General features: G+C 71.0%; 22 protein-coding genes. 7 read left to right on the forward strand and 15 right to left on the reverse strand.

Features of this window, described 5'->3' with window-relative positions; all coding sequences use genetic code 11:
- A partial coding sequence (locus AAG801_RS21705; RefSeq protein WP_341890217.1) for an EAL domain-containing protein occupies positions 1–399 on the forward strand: 399 nt, incomplete at its 5' end.
- 6 nt (positions 400–405) lie between these two features.
- Here the strand turns inward: AAG801_RS21705 and AAG801_RS21710 are convergent.
- Positions 406–837, reverse strand: coding sequence for a DUF1841 family protein (locus AAG801_RS21710; RefSeq protein WP_341890218.1), 432 nt, complete (start codon positions 835–837; stop codon positions 406–408).
- A 17-nt stretch (positions 838–854) separates the two neighbouring features.
- On the opposite strand from AAG801_RS21710, the gene AAG801_RS21715 reads away from it, so the two are divergent.
- Positions 855–1,631: a sulfite exporter TauE/SafE family protein gene (locus AAG801_RS21715; protein WP_341890219.1), complete on the forward strand. Its 777-nt coding sequence runs from the start codon at positions 855–857 to the stop codon at positions 1,629–1,631.
- Between the two features lie 6 nt (positions 1,632–1,637).
- On the opposite strand, the gene AAG801_RS21720 is transcribed toward AAG801_RS21715, so the two are convergent.
- From AAG801_RS21720 to AAG801_RS21770, 11 genes are read right to left on the reverse strand one after another with little or no spacing between them, the layout of a single operon-like run.
- Complete coding sequence (locus AAG801_RS21720) at positions 1,638–2,207, reverse strand: DUF3299 domain-containing protein (RefSeq protein ID WP_341890220.1); 570 nt, start codon at positions 2,205–2,207, stop codon at positions 1,638–1,640.
- Positions 2,208–2,221: 14 nt separating this feature from the next.
- Positions 2,222–3,496, reverse strand: coding sequence for an ABC transporter permease (locus AAG801_RS21725; protein WP_341890221.1), 1,275 nt, complete (start codon positions 3,494–3,496; stop codon positions 2,222–2,224).
- Positions 3,493–4,191, reverse strand: coding sequence for an ABC transporter ATP-binding protein (locus AAG801_RS21730; protein WP_341890222.1), 699 nt, complete (start codon positions 4,189–4,191; stop codon positions 3,493–3,495). The genes AAG801_RS21725 and AAG801_RS21730 overlap by 4 nt, the downstream gene beginning before the upstream one ends.
- Position 4,192: 1 nt before the next feature.
- Positions 4,193–4,708 carry a DUF2796 domain-containing protein gene (locus tag AAG801_RS21735; protein WP_341890223.1) on the reverse strand — a complete coding sequence of 172 codons (516 nt, stop codon included), beginning with the start codon at positions 4,706–4,708 and terminating at the stop codon, positions 4,193–4,195.
- Positions 4,709–4,736: 28 nt separating this feature from the next.
- Positions 4,737–5,591, reverse strand: coding sequence for a zinc ABC transporter substrate-binding protein (locus AAG801_RS21740; protein WP_341890224.1), 855 nt, complete (start codon positions 5,589–5,591; stop codon positions 4,737–4,739).
- Between the two features lie 33 nt (positions 5,592–5,624).
- Positions 5,625–6,500 carry a metal ABC transporter permease gene (locus tag AAG801_RS21745; RefSeq protein WP_341890225.1) on the reverse strand — a complete coding sequence of 292 codons (876 nt, stop codon included), beginning with the start codon at positions 6,498–6,500 and terminating at the stop codon, positions 5,625–5,627.
- Positions 6,501–6,502: 2 nt separating this feature from the next.
- The gene (locus tag AAG801_RS21750) at positions 6,503–7,243 is read right to left on the reverse strand and encodes an ABC transporter ATP-binding protein (RefSeq protein WP_341890226.1); all 741 of its coding nucleotides are present in this window, start codon (positions 7,241–7,243) and stop codon (positions 6,503–6,505) included.
- Positions 7,240–7,434 (reverse strand): hypothetical protein, encoded by a 195-nt coding sequence (locus AAG801_RS21755; RefSeq protein ID WP_341890227.1) that lies wholly within the window; start codon positions 7,432–7,434, stop codon positions 7,240–7,242. Before AAG801_RS21755 ends, AAG801_RS21750 begins: the two co-directional genes overlap by 4 nt.
- Positions 7,431–7,844, reverse strand: coding sequence for a transcriptional repressor (locus AAG801_RS21760; protein WP_341890228.1), 414 nt, complete (start codon positions 7,842–7,844; stop codon positions 7,431–7,433). Before AAG801_RS21760 ends, AAG801_RS21755 begins: the two co-directional genes overlap by 4 nt.
- Before the next feature lie 47 nt (positions 7,845–7,891).
- The gene (kefC, locus tag AAG801_RS21765; RefSeq protein WP_341890229.1) at positions 7,892–9,745 is read right to left on the reverse strand and encodes a glutathione-regulated potassium-efflux system protein KefC; all 1,854 of its coding nucleotides are present in this window, start codon (positions 9,743–9,745) and stop codon (positions 7,892–7,894) included.
- Complete coding sequence (locus AAG801_RS21770) at positions 9,745–10,407, reverse strand: NAD(P)H-dependent oxidoreductase (protein ID WP_341890230.1); 663 nt, start codon at positions 10,405–10,407, stop codon at positions 9,745–9,747. The genes kefC and AAG801_RS21770 overlap by 1 nt, the downstream gene beginning before the upstream one ends.
- Before the next feature lie 90 nt (positions 10,408–10,497).
- Between AAG801_RS21770 and AAG801_RS21775 the strand changes: the two genes are divergently transcribed.
- The 5 genes from AAG801_RS21775 (at position 10,498) to AAG801_RS21795 (ending at position 14,576) form a co-directional block, all read left to right on the forward strand.
- Positions 10,498–11,115, forward strand: coding sequence for a ParA family protein (locus AAG801_RS21775; RefSeq protein ID WP_341890231.1), 618 nt, complete (start codon positions 10,498–10,500; stop codon positions 11,113–11,115).
- Positions 11,112–11,564 (forward strand): MaoC family dehydratase, encoded by a 453-nt coding sequence (locus AAG801_RS21780; RefSeq protein WP_341890232.1) that lies wholly within the window; start codon positions 11,112–11,114, stop codon positions 11,562–11,564. The genes AAG801_RS21775 and AAG801_RS21780 overlap by 4 nt, the downstream gene beginning before the upstream one ends.
- A gap of 13 nt (positions 11,565–11,577) precedes the next feature.
- Complete coding sequence (locus AAG801_RS21785) at positions 11,578–12,306, forward strand: response regulator transcription factor (protein WP_341890233.1); 729 nt, start codon at positions 11,578–11,580, stop codon at positions 12,304–12,306.
- Positions 12,285–14,141: a hybrid sensor histidine kinase/response regulator gene (locus AAG801_RS21790; protein ID WP_341890234.1), complete on the forward strand. Its 1,857-nt coding sequence runs from the start codon at positions 12,285–12,287 to the stop codon at positions 14,139–14,141. Before AAG801_RS21785 ends, AAG801_RS21790 begins: the two co-directional genes overlap by 22 nt.
- 75 nt (positions 14,142–14,216) lie before the next feature.
- A complete protein-coding gene (locus AAG801_RS21795; protein ID WP_341890235.1) occupies positions 14,217–14,576 on the forward strand; it encodes a DUF805 domain-containing protein in 360 nt (119 codons plus the stop codon).
- Between the two features lie 92 nt (positions 14,577–14,668).
- Here AAG801_RS21795 and AAG801_RS21800 read toward each other — a convergent pair whose 3' ends face one another.
- The 3 genes from AAG801_RS21800 to AAG801_RS21810 all read right to left on the reverse strand — a co-directional run bounded on the left by AAG801_RS21800 (position 14,669) and on the right by AAG801_RS21810 (position 17,271).
- Positions 14,669–15,499, reverse strand: a complete 831-nt coding sequence (locus tag AAG801_RS21800) for a ScpA family protein (RefSeq protein ID WP_341890247.1) — start codon at positions 15,497–15,499, stop codon at positions 14,669–14,671.
- 49 nt (positions 15,500–15,548) lie between these two features.
- On the reverse strand, positions 15,549–15,752 hold the full coding sequence (locus AAG801_RS21805; RefSeq protein ID WP_341890236.1) for a DUF3460 family protein: 204 nt from the start codon (positions 15,750–15,752) through the stop codon (positions 15,549–15,551).
- 73 nt (positions 15,753–15,825) lie between these two features.
- Positions 15,826–17,271 carry a gamma-aminobutyraldehyde dehydrogenase gene (locus tag AAG801_RS21810; RefSeq protein ID WP_341890237.1) on the reverse strand — a complete coding sequence of 482 codons (1,446 nt, stop codon included), beginning with the start codon at positions 17,269–17,271 and terminating at the stop codon, positions 15,826–15,828.
- Between the last annotated feature and the right edge of the window lie 25 nt (positions 17,272–17,296).

A 17,296-nucleotide genomic window follows, 5' to 3' on the forward strand; every position in this document is an offset into this window, starting at 1 on the left:
CTGCCGGCCGAGGAACTGAAGATCGACCGCAGCTTCATCCAGGACCTGGAGCACAGCCCCGACGCCCGTGCGGTGGTCGACGCGGTGCTCAAGCTGGCCCATGCGCTGGGCCTGAAGGTGGTCGCCGAGGGCGTGGAGAACCCGCGCCAGCACCAGATCCTGGCCGAGATGGGCTGCGACGAACTGCAGGGCTACCTGTTCGCCAAGCCGATGTCGGCCCGTGCGCTGCTGCTGTGGGCGATCGGCGACCGTGGCGAGGCCTCGGTGTTCCGCAACTCGCTGTTCGGCGAGACGCGCCAGACCACGCTGGTCGCGGCGCAGTCGATGGCGTCGTCCGGTGGCCTGGGCGCACCGCCGGGCCAGCCGCCGGTGGCCGACCGGCCGGTGACGGCCGCCTGAGCTGCTTCAGCGCGTCGCGCGTCGGCGCACGCACTCGAGGTAGCGCTCGCCGTCGGGTGGCAGCCCGCTCCTCTGCGAGGCCCAGATCATCTCGCCCAGGCACTCCATCACCTCGTGCTGCGCCTCGTGTGCCGAGCCGCGCTTCGCGGCCAGCAGTTCGAACGCCTGCTTGATGCCGCGCGGCTGATCGATCGAGACCTGCTCGGTGATCGTCAGGTGCATGGACAGGTGCAGGAACGGGTTGGTCCGGCCGCCCTCGACCTCGTAGACCGCGGCCAGCGCCGCGTCGAGGTCGTCGAGCTCGGCGTGGTACTCCGGGTGCTCGGCGATCCAGTGGGCGGCGAGTGTCTCCATCGGCGTCAGCGGCATGCCGTCGCGGGCCTTGCGGTGCGTCTCGCAGAAGAAGCGCCGCACGTCGTTCTGGGAAGGGGCAAACATCGCAGAATTGTCGCCCTATGACGGCCTGGAGTGTTTGGAATGAATGGCCGCTGATCCACGACGCGGCGTTCTATGCCGTGGCCGTGCCGGCGGTGCTGATGATGGGCTTGTCCAAGAGCGGCTTCCTCGGCGGCTTCGGCTCGCTGGCGGTGCCGCTGATGGCGCTGGCGATTCCGGTGCCGCAGGCCGCGGCAATCATGCTGCCGCTGCTGCTGGTGATGGATGCCACCGGCCTGCAGCAGCTCTGGCGCCACTGCGACCGCGCGCTGCTGCGCCTGATGCTGCCCGCCGGCTTGCTCGGCACCGTGGTCGGCACGCTGCTGTTCGGCGTGCTGAGCACGAAGACGGTGGCCGCGGTGGTGGGCGCGCTGACGCTGCTGTTCCTCGCCCAGCGGCTGCTGTTCCCGCCGCGTGCCGACCACCCGCCGCCGCCGAAGCCGCTGGGCTTCGTGCTCGGCATCGCCTCGGGCTTCACCAGCTTCGTCGCCCACGCCGGCAGCCCGCCGTGGAACGCCTACGTGCTGCCGCTGCGGCTGAACCCGATGACCTACGCGGCGACGTCGGCCGTGTTCTTCGCTGCGGTCAACCTCTCGAAGTGGATCCCCTATGCCTGGCTGGGCCTGATCGACGTGCGCAACATGGCGACCTCGCTGGTGCTGATGCCGTTGGCGCCGATCGGCGTCTGGCTGGGCGTGTGGGCGACGAAGCGCATCGACGCCGGCTGGTTCTACCGGCTCGCCTATGCCGGCATGTTCCTCACCGGAGCCAAGCTGCTCTGGGACGGGCTGCGGTGACGGGCGCTACTTGGCCGCCTTCTCGACGTAGCGCTCGAAGCCGACCGCCTCCATGCGGTAGCCGCTGGCGCCCATGAAGGTGTCGGAGCGCAGCGTCTTCAGCGTGCCGTCGACCCACACCGCGTCCATCGACTTGAGGCCCTTGGCCGGCTCCTTCGGCTTGACGTGGATGATCTGGTTCGACGGCGGCGGCGGCGTGTGGATGCAGGCGCCGAAGTAGGGCACCAGCAGGAACTCGGTCATGCCGTTCTTGCCCTCTTCCAGCGGCACCACGTAGCCGGGGATGCGGATGTTCCTGCCGTCCATCTTGTTGTTGATCGGCGCGTTGTCCCACACTTCGCGCATCTTCTTCAGCGCCTCGGCGGCGCGCGGGTCGGCGTCGTTGAGCAGGCCGAAATTCATGTCCTTGAACTGCTTCAACGGGTCCCAGTCGCCGGGCACCAGTTCGTCCCAGCTGATGTCGGCGTAGCCGGCGCGGGCGGGCGGCGGCTTGATCGGGCTCTTGTCCTGCGCCGGCGCGGCCAGCGGCAACGCCAGGGCCATCGCGGCCAGCAGCGAGATCATGATTCGGGTCATGCGACTTCCTCGGTTCAACTGCGCGGCGCCAGCCCGTCGGCCAGCGACATCCGGTAGGCACGCCAGCCCGGCACCAGGCTGGCGGCGATGCCGGCCCCCAGCACCGCGCCGAGCATCTGCCATTGCGAGGCGCTCGGCGCCGAAAGGTTCAGTGTGATGCCGTAATGTGACTGCACCCACGGGCCGGCCAGCGCGATGGACGTCCAGCAGGCGATCACGCCCAGCGCCACGCCGGCCAGCGTGACCAGCAGGCCCTCGGCGGCGAGCAGCAGCAGCACGTGGCGCGGGCCGGCGCCGACGGCGCGCAGCACGGCCAGCTCGCGCCGGCGTTCGTTCAGCCCGGCCAGCACGGTGGCCACCAGCCCGGCCAGGCTGACCAGCGCCACCAGGCCCGACAGCGCCAGCAGCAGCGTCTCGCCGACGCCGACCACGTTCCACAGTTCGTCGAGCGCGACGCCGGGCAGCACCGCCATCAGCGGCTCGCCCTCGTAGCCGTTGACGAAGCGCTGCACGTTGAACACCGCGGCACGGCCCTTCAGTCCGACCAGTGCGGCGGTGACCTGCTTCGGTTCCAGGTCGAACTTGCGCGCCTGCTCGGCGGGAATCGACAGGCCTTTCATCGGCACGCCGGCCGACCAGTCGAGGTGGATCGCTTCCAGCGCCTGCAGGCTGATGTGCACGGTGCGGTCCACCGGCGTGCCGGTGGGTGCGAGGATGCCGACCACGCTGAAGGGCTTGTCGGCATGCTCGCTGCCGGGCAGCGTGCCGGCGCCGTGGGCGAGCACGAGGCGCTCGCCGAGCCGGTAGTGCAGGCGCTGCGCGACCTCGGCGCCGAGCACCGCGCCGTACAGGCCGTCGAGATCGCCGCTGAAGGGCACTCCGTGCGCGAACTGCAGCGGCTGCCGGTCGCCGTAGTGGAAGCGCTGGAAGTAGTCCTTCGTCGTGCCGAGCACCGGGAAGCCGCGGTGCGAGTCGCCCAGCGACAGCGGAACGACCCAGGCCACGGCGCGGTGCGACTCGATCGCCCGCAGGCTGTCGATGCGGATGTTGTTGGTCGCGCCGCCGAGGCGGAACACCGCGTACAGCATCAGCTGGACCGGGCCGGTGCGCGCGCCGACCACGAGGTCGGTGCCGCTGACGGCCTGCGAGAAGTTGTCGCGCACGTCCAGGCGCACCCGCTCGAAGGCGAGCAGCAGCAGCGTGGCCAGCGCGATCGACAGCGCGACCAGCGCCAGCGTGCCGCGGCGGTTCCAGCCACTGGCGGCGGCGAGCTTGAGCAGCGCAGTCATGGCTCCACCGCGCTGGTGGCACGGTTCAGTTCGGGCAGCGAGACCGCACGGTCGAAGCGCGCGGCCAGCCGCTCGTCGTGGCTGACGAACACCAGCGTGCTGCCGCTGTCGCGGCACTCGCGCAGCAGCAGGTCCATGAAACCGTCGCGCAATGCAGCGTCGAGCGCCGAGGTCGGCTCGTCGGCGATCACCACCTCGGGCGCGCCGATCAGCGCGCGCGCCGCGGCCACCCGCTGCTGCTGGCCGACCGAGAGTTCGCGCGCCTCGCGGGCCCACGCCTCGGCCGGGATGCCGACGTGCTGCAGCAGCGAGCGTGCCTGCGCCGCCGGCGAGCCGCTGCGCTGCGCCGCACGCTGTGCGCGCACGCGCGAGAAGCGGCAGCCGAGCAGCACGTTGTCGAGCACGCTCAGCCAGGGCAGCAGGTTGAACTGCTGGAACAGGTAGCCGACGTGGTCGGCGCGCCAGGCATCGCGCGCGCTGCCCGACATCGCCGCCCAGGAGCGGCCGGCCAGCGTCAGCGTGCCCTCGCGCGCGATCAGCACGCCGGCCAGCAGCGACAGCAGCGTGCTCTTGCCGCAGCCGCTCGGGCCGTGCAGGAACAGCGTCTGGCCGGCAACGACATCGAGCGCGTCGATGGCGATGCAGTCGCGCGAGGCGCGCGGCCAGGCGAAGCGGACACCGCGCAGCTCGAGCATGTCAGCGTGAGAGATCGATGCGTTGCGCGGGGCGCTTCAACACCAGCTTGCGCTGGCCCTTGGCCGTCGCTGTCTGCACGTCCAGGCGACCCATGCGCGGGAAGGCCTTGAACAGGCCGACTTCGATGAAGGCCGGCGCCGACTGGCAGGTGAACGTGTACTCGGCCTCCAGGTCGCCGTGGCCGTCGTCCTTTGCCGGCGCCGCCGCGGGGCCGAGCTTCAGCGCCGCGGACAGCAGTTCGACCGAGGCGACGCGGCATTGCGCCGCCGGGTCGATGACGAACAGCGTGCCGGCAGCGCGCAGCGTCGCGATGGCCTGCTCAGCCGCACGCCGCTGCGCATCCGTGCGCGGGGCGCGTTCGAAGCCGAGCAGCCCGTCCAGCGGCGTGTCCAGCGAGAGGGTCAGGCCGGTGGCCTCGACCGCGACATCGAGCGTGGCGGCGCCGTGCACATGGGGCTTGCCGGCCCAGGCGGGCAGGGCGCTGACGATGGCCAGCGCGAGCAGGACTCTCTTCATCTTGGGGATCCCTGGATGGATGGGCTGTTCAGCGTGTCGCGGCCGCCTGCAACGCGGCGGCAATGACCTTCACGTTGTGCTCGTACAGCCGCAGGTAGCTGTCGGCGCCGGCGCCGGGCGGCGACAGCGCGTCGGAGTACAGCGTGCCGCCGACCTGCGCGCCGGTCTCCTGCGCGATGCGTTCGATGCTGCGCCGGTCGGTGATGTTCTCGACGAACAGCGCCCTCGCCTGGTGCTGCCGCACCTGCCGGATCACCGCGGCCACGCCGGCGGCGGAGGCCTCGCTGTCGGTGTTCCACGAGCGCGGCGAGATGAAGGTGATGCCGTAGGCCTCGCCGAGGTAGCCGAAGGCGTCGTGCGTGCTGACCACGCGGCGCTGCTCGGGCGGGATGGCGGCGAAGGCGGTGCGCGCGCTGGCGTCGAGCGCGGCCAGGCGCTGCCGGTAGGCGGCGGCGCGGGCATCGATGGCAGCGGCATGGGCGGGTGCGGCGGCGACCAGCGCAGCGCGGATGTTCTCGACGTAGCGCTGCGCGTGCGCGAGGCTCTGCCAGGCGTGCGGATCGACACCGCGGCCGGCGCGCCGCGGTTCGATGCCGCGTGTCGCCTCGACCACCGTGCCGCGGTAGCCGGAGCTGCGCACCAGCCGCTCGATCCAGCCCTCGAAGTGCAGGCCGTTGACGATCACCAGGTCGGCGCGTGCGAGCCGCTGCGCGTCGGCCGGCGTCGGCTCGAAGACATGGGCGTCGGCATTGGCGCCGACCAGGCTGTGGACCTGCGCCGCGTCGCCGGCGACCTCGCGCGCCATGTCGGCCAGGATGGAGAAGCTGGCGACGACCTGCAGCGGCCGCGCCGGTTGCGCGTGCGCCGGGAGGCTGAGCCACAAGGCAGCGAGGAGAAGCAGGAGACGGTGCATGGTTCAGGCAATGCGGTGGGCGCGCAGCGCCGCATGCCGCGCGCGCAGGCTGTCGTGGCGGCCGAGCGCCAGCGAGACGAGGTAGCCGACGCCGGCCAGCAGCACGATCGCCGGGCCGGAGGGCAACTGCAGGTGGTAGCTCAGCAGCAGCCCGCCGACCGCGCTGACCAGCGCGATGCCGGTGGCCACCGCCGCCAGGCTCCACACCTCGTGGGCCCAGAAGCGCGCCGCGGTGGCCGGCAGCATCATCAGCCCGACGGCCATCAGCGTGCCGAGCGCCTGGAAGCCGGCGACGAGGTTGAGCACGACCAGCGTCAGGAAGAGGAAGTGCAGTGCCCGGTCGTGGCCGCCGACCGAACGCAGGAAGCCCGGGTCGACGCTGGCCGCCAGCAGCGGCCGGTAGGCGGCGGCGACGGCCAGCAGCGTGACGCTGGCGACGCCGGCGACGCTGACCAGCGCCACGTCGTCCACCGCCAGGATGCTGCCGAACAGCACGTGCATCAGGTCGACCGGGCTGCCGTGCGTCGAGACGATCAGCACGCCGATGGCCAGCGCGATCAGGTAGAAGGCGGCGAAGCTGGCGTCTTCGCGCTGCGTGGTGACCTGTGCCACCCAGCCGGCCAGCACCGCCACCAGCAGTGCAGCGGCCAGGCCGCCGGCACCCATCGCCGGCAGCGAGAAGCCGGCCAGCGCGAAGCCGATTGCGGCGCCGGGCAGCACGGCATGGGCCATCGCGTCGCCCATCAGGCTCATGCGGCGCAACACCAGCAGCGTGCCCATCGGCGCGCTGCCCAGCGCCAGCGCCGTGCAGGCGACCAGCGCGCGGCGCATGAAGCCGAACTCGGCGAAGGGCAGGATGAACAGCTCGTACAAACCCATGTTCAGGCCCGCTCGCACACCGGCGCCGCTTCGTCCCAGCGCTCGGCCATCTGGCGGGCGCGGAACAGGTTTTCGGCGCGCAGCACCTGCGCCGTCGGCCCCCAGGCCACCGGCTCGCGGGCGAGCAGCAGGGACTGCGGGAAGTTCTCGCGCACCAGCTCCATGTCGTGCAGCACCGCGACCACGGTGCGCGCTTCGCCGTGCCAGCGCCGCACCACCGCCAGCAGGTCCGCGCTGGTGCGTGCGTCGATGCCGTTGAAGGGTTCGTCGAGCAGGATCAGCTGCGCGTCCTGCAGCAGCACGCGCGCGAACAGCACCCGCTGGAACTGGCCGACCGACAGTTCGCCGATGCGCCGGCGCTCGAAGCCGGCGAGGCCGACCGACGCGAGTGCCTCGCGCGCGGCATCGCGCAGCGGCCGCTCGATCGCGCCGAGCGCACCGCGGCGCGGCCAGTGGCCGAGCGACACCAGGTCGAGCACACCGAGCGGGAAGCTGCGGTCGATCTGCGACTGCTGCGGCAGGTAGGCGATGCGGCCGGCGAGCTCGGGCGCGATCTCGATGCGGCCGGCGCTGACCGGCAGGCGGCCGGCTAGCGCGTCGAGCAGGCTGCTCTTGCCGGCACCGTTCGGGCCGATCACGGCGGTCAGCGAACCGAGCGCCATCTCGCCGCTGAGGTGGTGCACCGCCGGGTGGCGCTGGTGCGTCACCGTCAGGTCGACGAGGCGGACGGCGCTGGCGCTCATATCGTCGTCAGATCGGACAGGGCCCAGGCGACCGCGGCCCAGAGCAGCGCGATCGCCACCAGCGCCACGCCGATGCGGGCGCCGGCGCCGCGCATCAGCACGCTGGCCACGTCGTCCGCGGCGACCCGCGCCGGCGCATCGTTGTGCTCGTGCTCGTGGCCGTGCGCGTGGTGTGCGTGCCCGTGACTCATGCCTGCGCCCCCGCACAGTCCGCACAGCGGCCGCGCAACGTCAGCTCGTGCTGCTCGACGTGGAATCCCGCCGGCGCCAGCCGGTCGATGCCGCCCGGGCAGCCGTGGATGGGGAACACACGATCGCAGGCGACGCAGTGGAAGTGATGGTGGTGGTGCTCGGTGTGGCCGCGCGCATGGGCGTGTGTGTGCGTGCAGGGCGCCTCGAAGCGGGCCGCCTGGCCGGGCAGGTCGACCTTCACCACCTGCGCCTCGTCGTGCAGCGTGCGCAGTTGCCGGTAGACCGTGGACAGGTTCAGCGTCGGAACGTCCGAACGCGCGAGCTCGAGGATCTCGGCCGGCGCCAGCGAGCGGCCGCTCTCGACGAGCGAGCGCAGCACGGCCTGCTTCTGGCGGGTCTGGCGTTCCATGCTGGCATCTTATTGCAAATGCAATTGCATTTGCCGGCGAGGGCTTCTCAGGCCGGTGGCGTTCCGTCGCGCCGATCGCCGTCCTGGCCGCTCCAGCCGGAGCGGGCACGGCGCTCGTGCGCCTCCTCGCGCTCCCTGGCGAACAACTCCTCGAGCTGCTGCCGGCCCTGCTTGGCCAGCGCGATCAGCTTGGCCTCGTCGCCGAAGTGCGGGCGCATCTGCTCGACGGCTTCGATGTTGTGCCGGCGAAAGCGCATCGCCGTCGTGCGCGACTGGTGGCGCTCGAAGCCGAGCCGCTCGAGCACGCTGCGCCCGGTCATCAGCGCGGCGTCCAGTGTCTCGCGCTCGACGGCCTCGATGCCGAGGTCACGCAGCCGGTAGTAGTGCGAGACATTGCGTGCCCGCGCGACGATCTGCAGCCGCGGGAAATGCTCGCGCACCAGCCGCGCCACCTCCACGCTCTGCTCGATGTCGTCGATCGCCAGCACGAACACCCGTGCCGACTCGGCACCGGCGCTGCGCAGCAGGTCCAGCCGCGTGGCGTCGCCGTAGTACACCGGCCAGCCGAAGCGTCGCACCACCTCGACCTGCTCGGCGTCGTGCTCCAGCACCGTGGCCGAGAAGCCGTTGGCGAACAGAAGGCGGCCGACGATCTGCCCGTAGCGGCCGAAGCCGGCGATGATCACCGGCGCGTGCTCGGAACCGGCGATGGTGTCGTAGTGCGCCGGCGTGGCCTGCGCCGCATGGCGCCGCGCCCAGAAGCGGTCGGACAGCAGCAGCACCAGCGGCGTCAGCAGCATCGACAGCGCGACCGCGGCGACCAGCAGCGACGACGTCGGCGCGTCGATCACGCCGGCACCGGCGGCGGTCTGGAAGACCACGAAGCCGAACTCGCCGCCCTGGGCGAGCAGGATGATGAAGGGCGGCCGCTCGCCGCTCGGCAGGGGCATGGTGCGGCCCATCGCCCACAGCACCGCGGCCTTGATCAGCAGGAAGCCCGCGACGAGGCCGGCGACGAGCAGCGGCTGCGCGAGCACCACCGCGAAGTCGATGCTCATGCCCACCGCGATGAAGAACAGGCCGAGCAGCAGCCCCTTGAAGGGCTCGATGTCGGTCTCCAGTTCGCGGCGGTACTCGCTCTCGGCGAGCAGCACACCGGCGAGGAAGGCCCCCAGCGCCATCGACAGGCCGACCGATTGCATCAGCGCGGCGGTGGCCACCACCAGCAGCAGCGACGCGGCGGTGAAGATCTCCGGCGTCTTGCTGCGCGCGATCCAGCGCAGCGCCGGGCGCAGCAGCAGCCGGCCGCCGAGAACGATCAGCACGATCACGCCGGCCGCCTTGGCGGCGCCGAGCCAGCCGCTGCCGCTGGCGTGCACGCCGCCGGCGGCCAGCAGCGGCACGAAGGCCAGGATGGGGATCGCGGCCACGTCCTGCAGCAGCATCACGCTGAGCACGCTCTGGCCGGAGGTGGTGGCCATCAGGTTGCGCTCGGCCAGCGCGCCCAGGCCGATGGCGGTGGAACTCATCGCCAGGCCCAGTGCGGCGACCATGGCGATGCGCCAGTCGACGCCGAACAGCACCGCTGCACCGGTCAGCAGTGCCGCCGAGCCGAACAGCTGCACGCTGCCCCAGCCGAAGATCGGCCGGCGCAGCGCCCACAGCCGGCGCGGCTCCAGCTCCAGCCCGACGAGGAAGAGCATCAGCACCACGCCGAACTCGGCGAAGTGCAGCATGTCCTGCGGGTCGGAGACGAACTTCAGGCCCCAGGGCCCGATGACGATGCCGGCGGCGAGGTAGCCGATGATCGAGCCGAGGCCGAGCGCCTTGGCCAGGGGCACCGACAGCACCGCCGCGGCGAGGTAGACGAGGCTGCCCGTCAGCCAGGAACCGTGTTCCATCAGCGCGGCTCCGCCGTGCTCGCCGGGCGTTCGCTGGCAGGCACCTCGCAGGCCACGCAGTCGGGCATCTGATCGAGCTCCGGCCAGCCGGGGTAGCTGGCCAGCCGCTCGGCATAGACCTGCGCGTGTTCGGCGATCGCCGTGGCGCCGGCGCGATGCGCGCCATGCATCACCAGCGGCGGCAGGAATCGCATGCCGCACAGCGCCGCGGTCTGCTCGCACGGCGGCAGGAAGGCGTCGAAGAAGTAGCGGTTGTAGCCCTCGGGCCGGTAGGAGACATCCGCGCCGCCGGTGGTCAGCGCGAGCCACAGGTCCTTGCCGCGCAGTGCGTCGCCGCCGGGGCCGTAGGCCCAGCCGAAGCTGAGCACCTCGTCGAGCCAGAGCTTCATCAGCGGCGGCATCGAGTACCAGTGCACCGGGTGCTGCCAGACCACCAGCTTCGCGCTCGCCAGCAGCGCCTGCTCGGTCGGCACGTCGATCAGGTAGTCGGGGTAGAGCGCGTACAGGTCGCGTACCTCGACGCGGCCTTTCGAGGCGGCGGCCACTTCACCGGCGGCGCGCATCAGCGCGCGGTTGGCGCGCGACTGCTCCATCTGCGGATGGGCCACCAGGACCAGCACCTCGGGGCGGGCAAGGCTCTCGTCTGGCGATGGCTCGGGCATGGCGTCGGGTGCAGTTCTTGGGAGCGGGTCGAGGCTGCCGTTACCATAACCGCAAACGCCGAACAACCAGACGAGAGGACGGAGGTCCGAATGCCGGTGATCGTGGTGGCCAATCCCAAGGGGGGCGTGGGCAAGAGCACGCTGTCGACCAACCTGGCGGGCTACCTCGCCTCGCGCGGTCACTCGGTGATGCTCGGTGATGTCGACCGGCAGCAGTCGGCGCTGACCTGGCTGTCGATCCGGCCGAAGAACCTGCCGGCCATCGGCACCTGGGAAACACACCACGACGAGATCGTGCGCCCGCCCAAGGGCACCACCCACGTCGTGCTGGACACGCCCGCCGGCCTGCACGGCAAGCGCCTGGACGAGGTGATGAAGCTGGCCGACAAGGTGATCATCCCGCTGCAGCCGAGCATCTTCGACATCCATGCGACGCATGCCTTCGTGCGCGACCTGCTGGCGCACCGGCGCAGCGACAAGGTCAAGTTCGCCATCGTCGGCATGCGCGTGCGCGAGGGCACGATCTCGTCGGACCACCTGCGCGCCTTCGTCGAGGGCCTGAAGGTGCCGGTGCTCGGCTTCCTGCGCGACACGCAGAACTACGTGCACCTCGCCGCCCACGGCCTGACGCTGTGGGACGTGGGCTCCTCGCGCTTCGAGCGCGACCTGGCGCAATGGCAACCGATCATCGAATGGGTGGATGCATGAAGACGTTTTCGTCGCTGGAAGAACTCGGTGCGCAGCTCGGCCAGGTGGTCGGCACCAGCGAGTGGGTCACCATCACGCAGGAGCGCATCGACGAGTTCGCCCGCGCCACCGGTGACCTGCAGTGGATTCACGTCGATCCGGTGCGTGCCGCGGCTGGCCCCTTCGGAACGACGATCGCGCATGGTTTCCTGACCCTCTCGCTGCTGCCGCTGATGGCCGATTCGGCGATCGAGCTCGGCGGCGTGCGCATGGGCGTCAACTACGGGCTGAACAAGGTGCGCTTCCCGGCGCCGGTGCCGGTGGGCAGCCGCCTGCGCGGCATCTTCAAGCTCGCCGCCTTCGAGCCCATCGAAGGCGGCGCGCAGATCACGATGGAAGTGACGATGGAGCGCGAAGGCTCGGCCAAGCCGGTCTGCGTGGCCGAGTCGCTGTCACGCCGCTACGTCTGAGGAGGCCTGCGCCATGAAAGTCCTGCTGATCGACGACCACCCGCTGATCCTCTCGGCGCTGCAGAGTGTCATCCAGGGGCTGGGCGACGACGTCACCGTCGTCGGCGCCGGCAGCGCGAAGGAGGGGCGCGAGGCGCTGCAGGCCTCGTCCGACTTCGACCTGGTGCTGCTCGACCTGGCGCTCGGCGACGCGCACGGCTTCGACGTGCTGACCGAGTTCCGCGCCCAGTACCCGTCGCTGCCGGTGGTGGTGGTGTCGGCGTCGGACCGCAGCAGCGACGTGATCCACGCCATCGACCTCGGCGCGATGGGTTTCGTGCCCAAGCGGGCCAGCAACGAGTCGCTGTTCGAGGCGCTCAACGTGGTGATGTCCGGCGGCATCTACGTGCCGCCGATGACCATGGGCTCGGAGTCCGCGCCGGCCGGCCCCGAGGGCGACACCGTGCCCAGCGTGCTGCGTGTGGTGCGCGAGCAGGCCGAGGCCGGCGAAGTGCAGTCGCAGCCGCCGATCGAGAAGCTCGGCCTGACGCCCAGGCAGACCGACGTGCTGGCGCTGCTGCTGCAGGGCAAGCCGAACAAGCTGATCGCGCGCGACCTCAATCTGTCGGTGGAGACCGTGAAGGACCATGTGGCCGCCGTGCTGCGCGCGCTCAACGTCAGCTCGCGCACCCAGGCCGTGCTGGCAGTCAGCCAGATGACGCAGAAGGGCGGCCTGAACGCATGGCGCAACCCGACACGCTGAGCGCCGCGAGGGCGCCGGTGCCGTCACCCGCGGTACCCGCGGCGCCGGCCACGCGCCACTCGGTGCTCGGCGAGGAGGTGCTCGCCGCCTATGCCTACACGCCGGCCACGCTGGCTGGCCTGGTGGCGGGCTTCGGCATGCTGGTGGCGTTGTTCTGGGGCAGCCTGTCGCTGGCGGTGATGCTGCCGTGGATGCTGCTGTTCGTGTCACTGTGGTTCGTGCGCATCGTGCTCGCGCGGCGCTTCCAGGCCGCGGTGCGGCGCCACGAGGGCGCGATGGACTGGCCGCGCTGGCGGCTGGGGTGGAACGTGCTGACGCTGTGCTCGGCCGGCGCCTGGGGCCTCGCGGGCTGGCTGTTCTTCACGCGCGGGCTGGGCATCCAGCAGACCGGGCTGATCTTGGTCATCTACACCTTCTGCATCGCCGCGGTGCCGGTGCTGGCCAACCAGCCGCGCATGTTTCTCGCCTACGTGGCGTTGTGCTTCGCGCCGCTGATCGTGCGCATCGCCACCGGCGGCGACGAGCACGGCCTGCGCCTGGCCGGCATGCTGCTGATCATCATCACGCTGACCACGCTGCTGGCGCGCAACTACCGCCAGGCGCTGCAGCGCGTGATCGAGCTGAAGCTGCGCGCCGACGACCTGCTCGACCAGCTGCGCGTCGAGAAGCGCGCCGCCGAGCAGGCGCGCCACGAGGCGGAGGTGGCCAACCGCGCGAAGACGCAGTTCTTCACCGCCGCCAGCCACGACCTGCGCCAGCCGCTGCACGCGATGGGCCTGTTCGCCGAGGCGCTTCGGCAGCGCACCCACGAGCAGCCGGAGGTGGCCAACCTCGTCAACAGCATCAATGCCTCGGTCGATGCGCTCGAGGGGCTGTTCTCCGAACTGCTCGACATCACCCGCATCGACGCCGGCGGCGTCGAGGTGCGGCCGCAGTCCTTCGAGGTGGCCGACATCCTGCGCAAGCTGCGCCTGCATTTCGAGCCGACCGCCTTCGAGAAGGGACTGGCGCTGAACCTGCGCGGTGGCCACCGGGTGGTCCATGCCGACCCGCTGCTGGTCGAGCGCATCCTGCGCAACCTGGTCAGCAACGCGATCCGCTACACCAACGACGGCGGCGTGCTGGTGGCCGCGCGTGCGCGTGGCAACCACGTGATCCTGCAGGTCTGGGACTCGGGCCTGGGCATCCGCGAGGACCAGCAGGCCAAGGTGTTCGAGGAGTTCTACCAGGTGCCCAACACGCCGGCCGTGGCGCCGCACCAGCGCAAGGGCCTGGGCCTGGGCCTGGCGATCGTCAAGCGGCTGGCCGACCTGATGGGTGCGCCGATCACGCTGCGTTCGCGCTCTGGCCGCGGCACGGTGTTCACGCTCGAACTGCCGGTGGGCGTCAAGCCGGCGCCGCAGGCGGCCGTGCCGTGGAGCAAGGGGCCGCTGGGGCTGACGCTGGCCGGCCGGCTGATCGTCATCGTCGAGGACGAGCCGGCGGTGCGCAGCGGCCTGGAGGTGCTGCTGCAAGGCTGGGGCGCGCAGATCGCCTCGTTCGACAGCGTGGCCGAGAGCAGCGCCTGGGCCGCGGCGAGCGACCCGGCGATGGTGCGGCCGGACCTGCTGATCGCCGACTACCGGCTGGAGAACGGCCGCAACGGCGTCGACGCGATCGTTGCGCTGCGCGAGCGCTTCGGCGCGAAGCTGCCGGCAATCGTCGTCACCGGCAGCACGATGAGCTCGCTCGACAAGGAGGCGCAGGAGAAGGACTTCCACCTGCTGCTCAAGCCGGTGGTGCCGAACAAGCTGCGCGCGATGATTGCTTTCAAGCTCGGCGTCAAGAGCGCCTGAGCGCGAACGGGCAGTTGGCGGGCACCCCCGGCGCCGGCTGCACGACGACCATCACGGGGGCAGGGAGGGAGAAAAATGAACTGGTTCGTGGCGGTGATCAAGAAGTACGCGGAGTTCTCCGGGCGCGCGCGGCGCAAGGAGTACTGGATGTTCGTGCTGTTCTACATCCTGATCGCGATCGGCCTGAGCGTGGTCGAGAGCCTGCTCGGCTTCGCCGGCATCCTCAGCGGCCTGCTCGGCCTCGGCCTGCTCCTGCCCAGCATCGCGGTGACCGTGCGCCGCCTGCACGACACCGACCGCAGCGGCTGGTGGATCCTGATCGGCTTCGTGCCTTTCGTCGGCTTCATCGTGCTGCTGGTGTTCATGTGCCTGGTCGGCACGTCGGGCAGCAACCAGTACGGATCGGACCCGCTGCAGGAGGCGGAGCCGGCCTAGATGGGGCACCCGGCGCCGGTGTACCGACGCCACCCGCCGGGCGGGTGTTCCGTCGGCTTGGGGCGGCCCGGCGCCAACGGAACGAGCGTCGTTCAGTTTGGCGAGTAGGCCAGCCGCACGTAGATCGGCGCGAAGGCCTCGGCCTGCGTGATCTCGAGCAGGCGCTCGCGCGCCAGCTCGAGCATCGCGATGAAGGTGACCACCATCACCTGCGGGCCGCGCGAGGTGTCGAACAGGTCCTCGAACATCGCGAAGCGCCGGCCCTGCAGGCGGCGCAGCACGATGCTCATGTGCTCGCGCACGCTGAGCTGCTCGCGCGTGATGGTGTGGTGCTGGTTCAGCTTCGCGCGGCGCAGGATGTCGGCCCAGGCGGCGCGCAGCTCGTCGGCGTCGACGTCGGGGAAGCGCGGCGCCAGCGCCTGCTCGATCGTCACCTGCGCGCGCAGGAAGTCGCGGCCGAGCAGCGGCAGCGCGTCGATGCGGGCGGCGGCGAGCTTCATCTGCTCGTACTCGATCAGCCGGCGCACCAGTTCCGCACGCGGATCCTCCGGCTCCTGGCCGTCGGCGCTCTTCTTCGGCGGCAGCAGCATGCGCGACTTGATCTCGATCAGCATCGCCGCCATCAGCAGGTACTCGCTGGCCAGCTCGAGGTTGGTCTTGCGGATCTGGTCGACGTAGGCGAGGTACTGGCGCGTCACGTCGGCCAGCGGGATGTCGAGGATGTTGAAGTTTTGCTTGCGGATCAGGTACAGCAGCAGGTCCAGCGGCCCTTCAAAGGCCTCGAGGAAGACCTCCAGCGCGTCCGGCGGGATGTAGAGGTCCGTCGGCATCGCGAACAGCGGCTCGCCGTACAGGCGCGCCACCGCGACGCTGTCGACCACCGCCGGCGGCAGCGCCTGCGCGTCGACGCTGGGCGCGGGCATGGCGGGCACCTCGGGTGCCAGGGCGTCCTGGCTCATCGCCGAACGAGCCTCACTGGCCCTTGGTCTGGTAGACGTAGGCCTGCTGCGGCACGCGCGCGTCGCTGTACTCGGCCTCGGCGTCGCGGTCGATGCGCTTGTCCCACAGCAGCGCGCGGCCGGCGGCCTGCTCCTGCTCGAGCGTCGGGCGGGCGGCCTTCAGCTGCTCGATGAAGTTCGTGACGTCGGAGGTGTAGGGCTTCCAGAAGAGCGGCATGGCGCAGGGGAGGGCTCGAGGGACAAGGGTGCGATTTTAGCCGCCCGCCCTGCACCGCCGCTGACAGCGCCGCTTACAACTTGACCATCACGTGCCGCGGCACGGTGTAGTCCTCCAGCGCGTACATCGACATGTCCTTGCCGTAGCCGGAGGACTTCAGCCCGCCGTGCGGCATTTCGTTGACCAGCATGAAGTGGGTGTTGATCCAGGTGCAGCCGTACTGCAGGCGCCTGGCGACGCGCATCGCGCGGCCGACGTCCTGCGTCCAGACGCTCGAAGCGAGGCCGTACTCGCTGTCGTTGGCCCAGGCGATGACCTGCTCCTCGTCGGGGAAGCGCGTGACCGAGACCACCGGGCCGAACACCTCGCGCTGCACGATCTCGTCGTCCTGGCGTGCGCCGGCGATCACCGTCGGTTCGTAGAAGAAGCCGCCGCCCTGGCGCAGCCGGCCGCCGGTGACGATCTCCATGTGCCCGGCCATCTGCGCCCGCTCGACGAAGCTGGCCACGCGGTTGCGCTGGCGGTCGCTGATCAGCGGGCCGAGCTCGACGCCGTCCTCGTCCTGCGTGCCCATCTTCAGCGTGGCGACGGCGCTGCTCAGGTCGGCCACCAGCCGGTCGTGGATCTTCGGCGCGGCGTAGATGCGGCAGGCGGCGGTGCAGTCCTGGCCGGCGTTGTAGTAGCCGAAGGTGCGCACGCCCTCGACCACCGCCGCCACGTCGGCATCGTCGAAGACGATCACCGGCGCCTTGCCGCCGAGCTCGAGGTGGGTGCGCTTGAGCGTGCCCGAGGCGGCCTGCAGGATCTTGCGGCCGGTGGCCACGTCGCCGGTGATCGAGACCATGCGCACGTGCGGGCTCTCGACCAGCGGCTGGCCGACGCTGGCGCCGCGGCCGCAGACCACGTTGAGCACGCCACGCGGCAGGATCTCGGCGGCGACCTGCGCGAACAGCAGCGCGGTCAGCGGCGTCTGCTCGCTCGGCTTGAGCACCACCGTGTTGCCGGCGGCCAGCGCCGGCGCGGTCTTCCAGGCCAGCATCATCAGCGGGTAGTTCCACGGCGCGATCGAGGCGACCACGCCGATGGGGTCGCGGCGGATCATGCTGGTGTGGCCGGCCAGGTACTCGCCGGCGATCGAGCCGGTCATGCAGCGCGCCGCGCCGGCGAAGTAGCGGAAGCAGTCGGCGATCGCCGGGATCTCGTCGCCCAGCGCACGCGCAAAGGGCTTGCCGCAGTTCAGCGACTCGAGCCGGGCGAACTCCTCGGCACGCTGCTCCACCGCATCGGCCAGCTTGAGCAGCATGCCGGCGCGCTCGGCCGGCGTGGTCTGCGACCAGCTTGCGAAGGCGCGATGCGCCGCCGAGGTGGCGCGCGCGAGTTGCTCGGCCGAGGCCTCGCGCACCTCGCAGAGCAGCTCGCCGGTGGCCGGGTTGAGGATGGGCTCGACGGCGCCTTCGCCGCGCACGCGCTGGTGGTCGATGAGCAGTTCGGTGGGGAAGGTGATCGGTGCGTTGGCCATGGGTGTCTCCTCGGCGGGCGGAAGG

It is taken from the genome of Variovorax sp. YR752 (assembly GCF_943372545.1).

Excerpts from the sequence above, each read along its gene's own strand:
- AAG801_RS21725 (WP_341890221.1), bottom strand. The coding sequence starts at position 3,496 with ATGACTGCGCTGCTCAAGCTCGCCGCCGCCAGTGGCTGGAACCGCCGC.
- kefC (WP_341890229.1), bottom strand. The coding sequence starts at position 9,745 with ATGGAACACGGTTCCTGGCTGACGGGCAGCCTCGTCTACCTCGCCGCG.
- AAG801_RS21730 (WP_341890222.1), bottom strand. The coding sequence starts at position 4,191 with ATGCTCGAGCTGCGCGGTGTCCGCTTCGCCTGGCCGCGCGCCTCGCGC.
- AAG801_RS21720 (WP_341890220.1), bottom strand. The coding sequence starts at position 2,207 with ATGACCCGAATCATGATCTCGCTGCTGGCCGCGATGGCCCTGGCGTTG.
- AAG801_RS21715 (WP_341890219.1), top strand. The coding sequence starts at position 855 with ATGACGGCCTGGAGTGTTTGGAATGAATGGCCGCTGATCCACGACGCG.
- AAG801_RS21785 (WP_341890233.1), top strand. The coding sequence starts at position 11,578 with ATGAAAGTCCTGCTGATCGACGACCACCCGCTGATCCTCTCGGCGCTG.
- AAG801_RS21760 (WP_341890228.1), bottom strand. The coding sequence starts at position 7,844 with ATGGAACGCCAGACCCGCCAGAAGCAGGCCGTGCTGCGCTCGCTCGTC.
- AAG801_RS21750 (WP_341890226.1), bottom strand. The coding sequence starts at position 7,243 with ATGAGCGCCAGCGCCGTCCGCCTCGTCGACCTGACGGTGACGCACCAG.
- AAG801_RS21800 (WP_341890247.1), bottom strand. The coding sequence starts at position 15,499 with ATGCCCGCGCCCAGCGTCGACGCGCAGGCGCTGCCGCCGGCGGTGGTC.
- AAG801_RS21780 (WP_341890232.1), top strand. The coding sequence starts at position 11,112 with ATGAAGACGTTTTCGTCGCTGGAAGAACTCGGTGCGCAGCTCGGCCAG.
- AAG801_RS21795 (WP_341890235.1), top strand. The coding sequence starts at position 14,217 with ATGAACTGGTTCGTGGCGGTGATCAAGAAGTACGCGGAGTTCTCCGGG.
- AAG801_RS21770 (WP_341890230.1), bottom strand. The coding sequence starts at position 10,407 with ATGCCCGAGCCATCGCCAGACGAGAGCCTTGCCCGCCCCGAGGTGCTG.
- AAG801_RS21710 (WP_341890218.1), bottom strand. The coding sequence starts at position 837 with ATGTTTGCCCCTTCCCAGAACGACGTGCGGCGCTTCTTCTGCGAGACG.
- AAG801_RS21755 (WP_341890227.1), bottom strand. The coding sequence starts at position 7,434 with ATGAGTCACGGGCACGCACACCACGCGCACGGCCACGAGCACGAGCAC.
- AAG801_RS21805 (WP_341890236.1), bottom strand. The coding sequence starts at position 15,752 with ATGCCGCTCTTCTGGAAGCCCTACACCTCCGACGTCACGAACTTCATC.
- AAG801_RS21745 (WP_341890225.1), bottom strand. The coding sequence starts at position 6,500 with ATGGGTTTGTACGAGCTGTTCATCCTGCCCTTCGCCGAGTTCGGCTTC.
- AAG801_RS21790 (WP_341890234.1), top strand. The coding sequence starts at position 12,285 with ATGGCGCAACCCGACACGCTGAGCGCCGCGAGGGCGCCGGTGCCGTCA.
- AAG801_RS21775 (WP_341890231.1), top strand. The coding sequence starts at position 10,498 with ATGCCGGTGATCGTGGTGGCCAATCCCAAGGGGGGCGTGGGCAAGAGC.
- AAG801_RS21810 (WP_341890237.1), bottom strand. The coding sequence starts at position 17,271 with ATGGCCAACGCACCGATCACCTTCCCCACCGAACTGCTCATCGACCAC.
- AAG801_RS21735 (WP_341890223.1), bottom strand. The coding sequence starts at position 4,708 with ATGAAGAGAGTCCTGCTCGCGCTGGCCATCGTCAGCGCCCTGCCCGCC.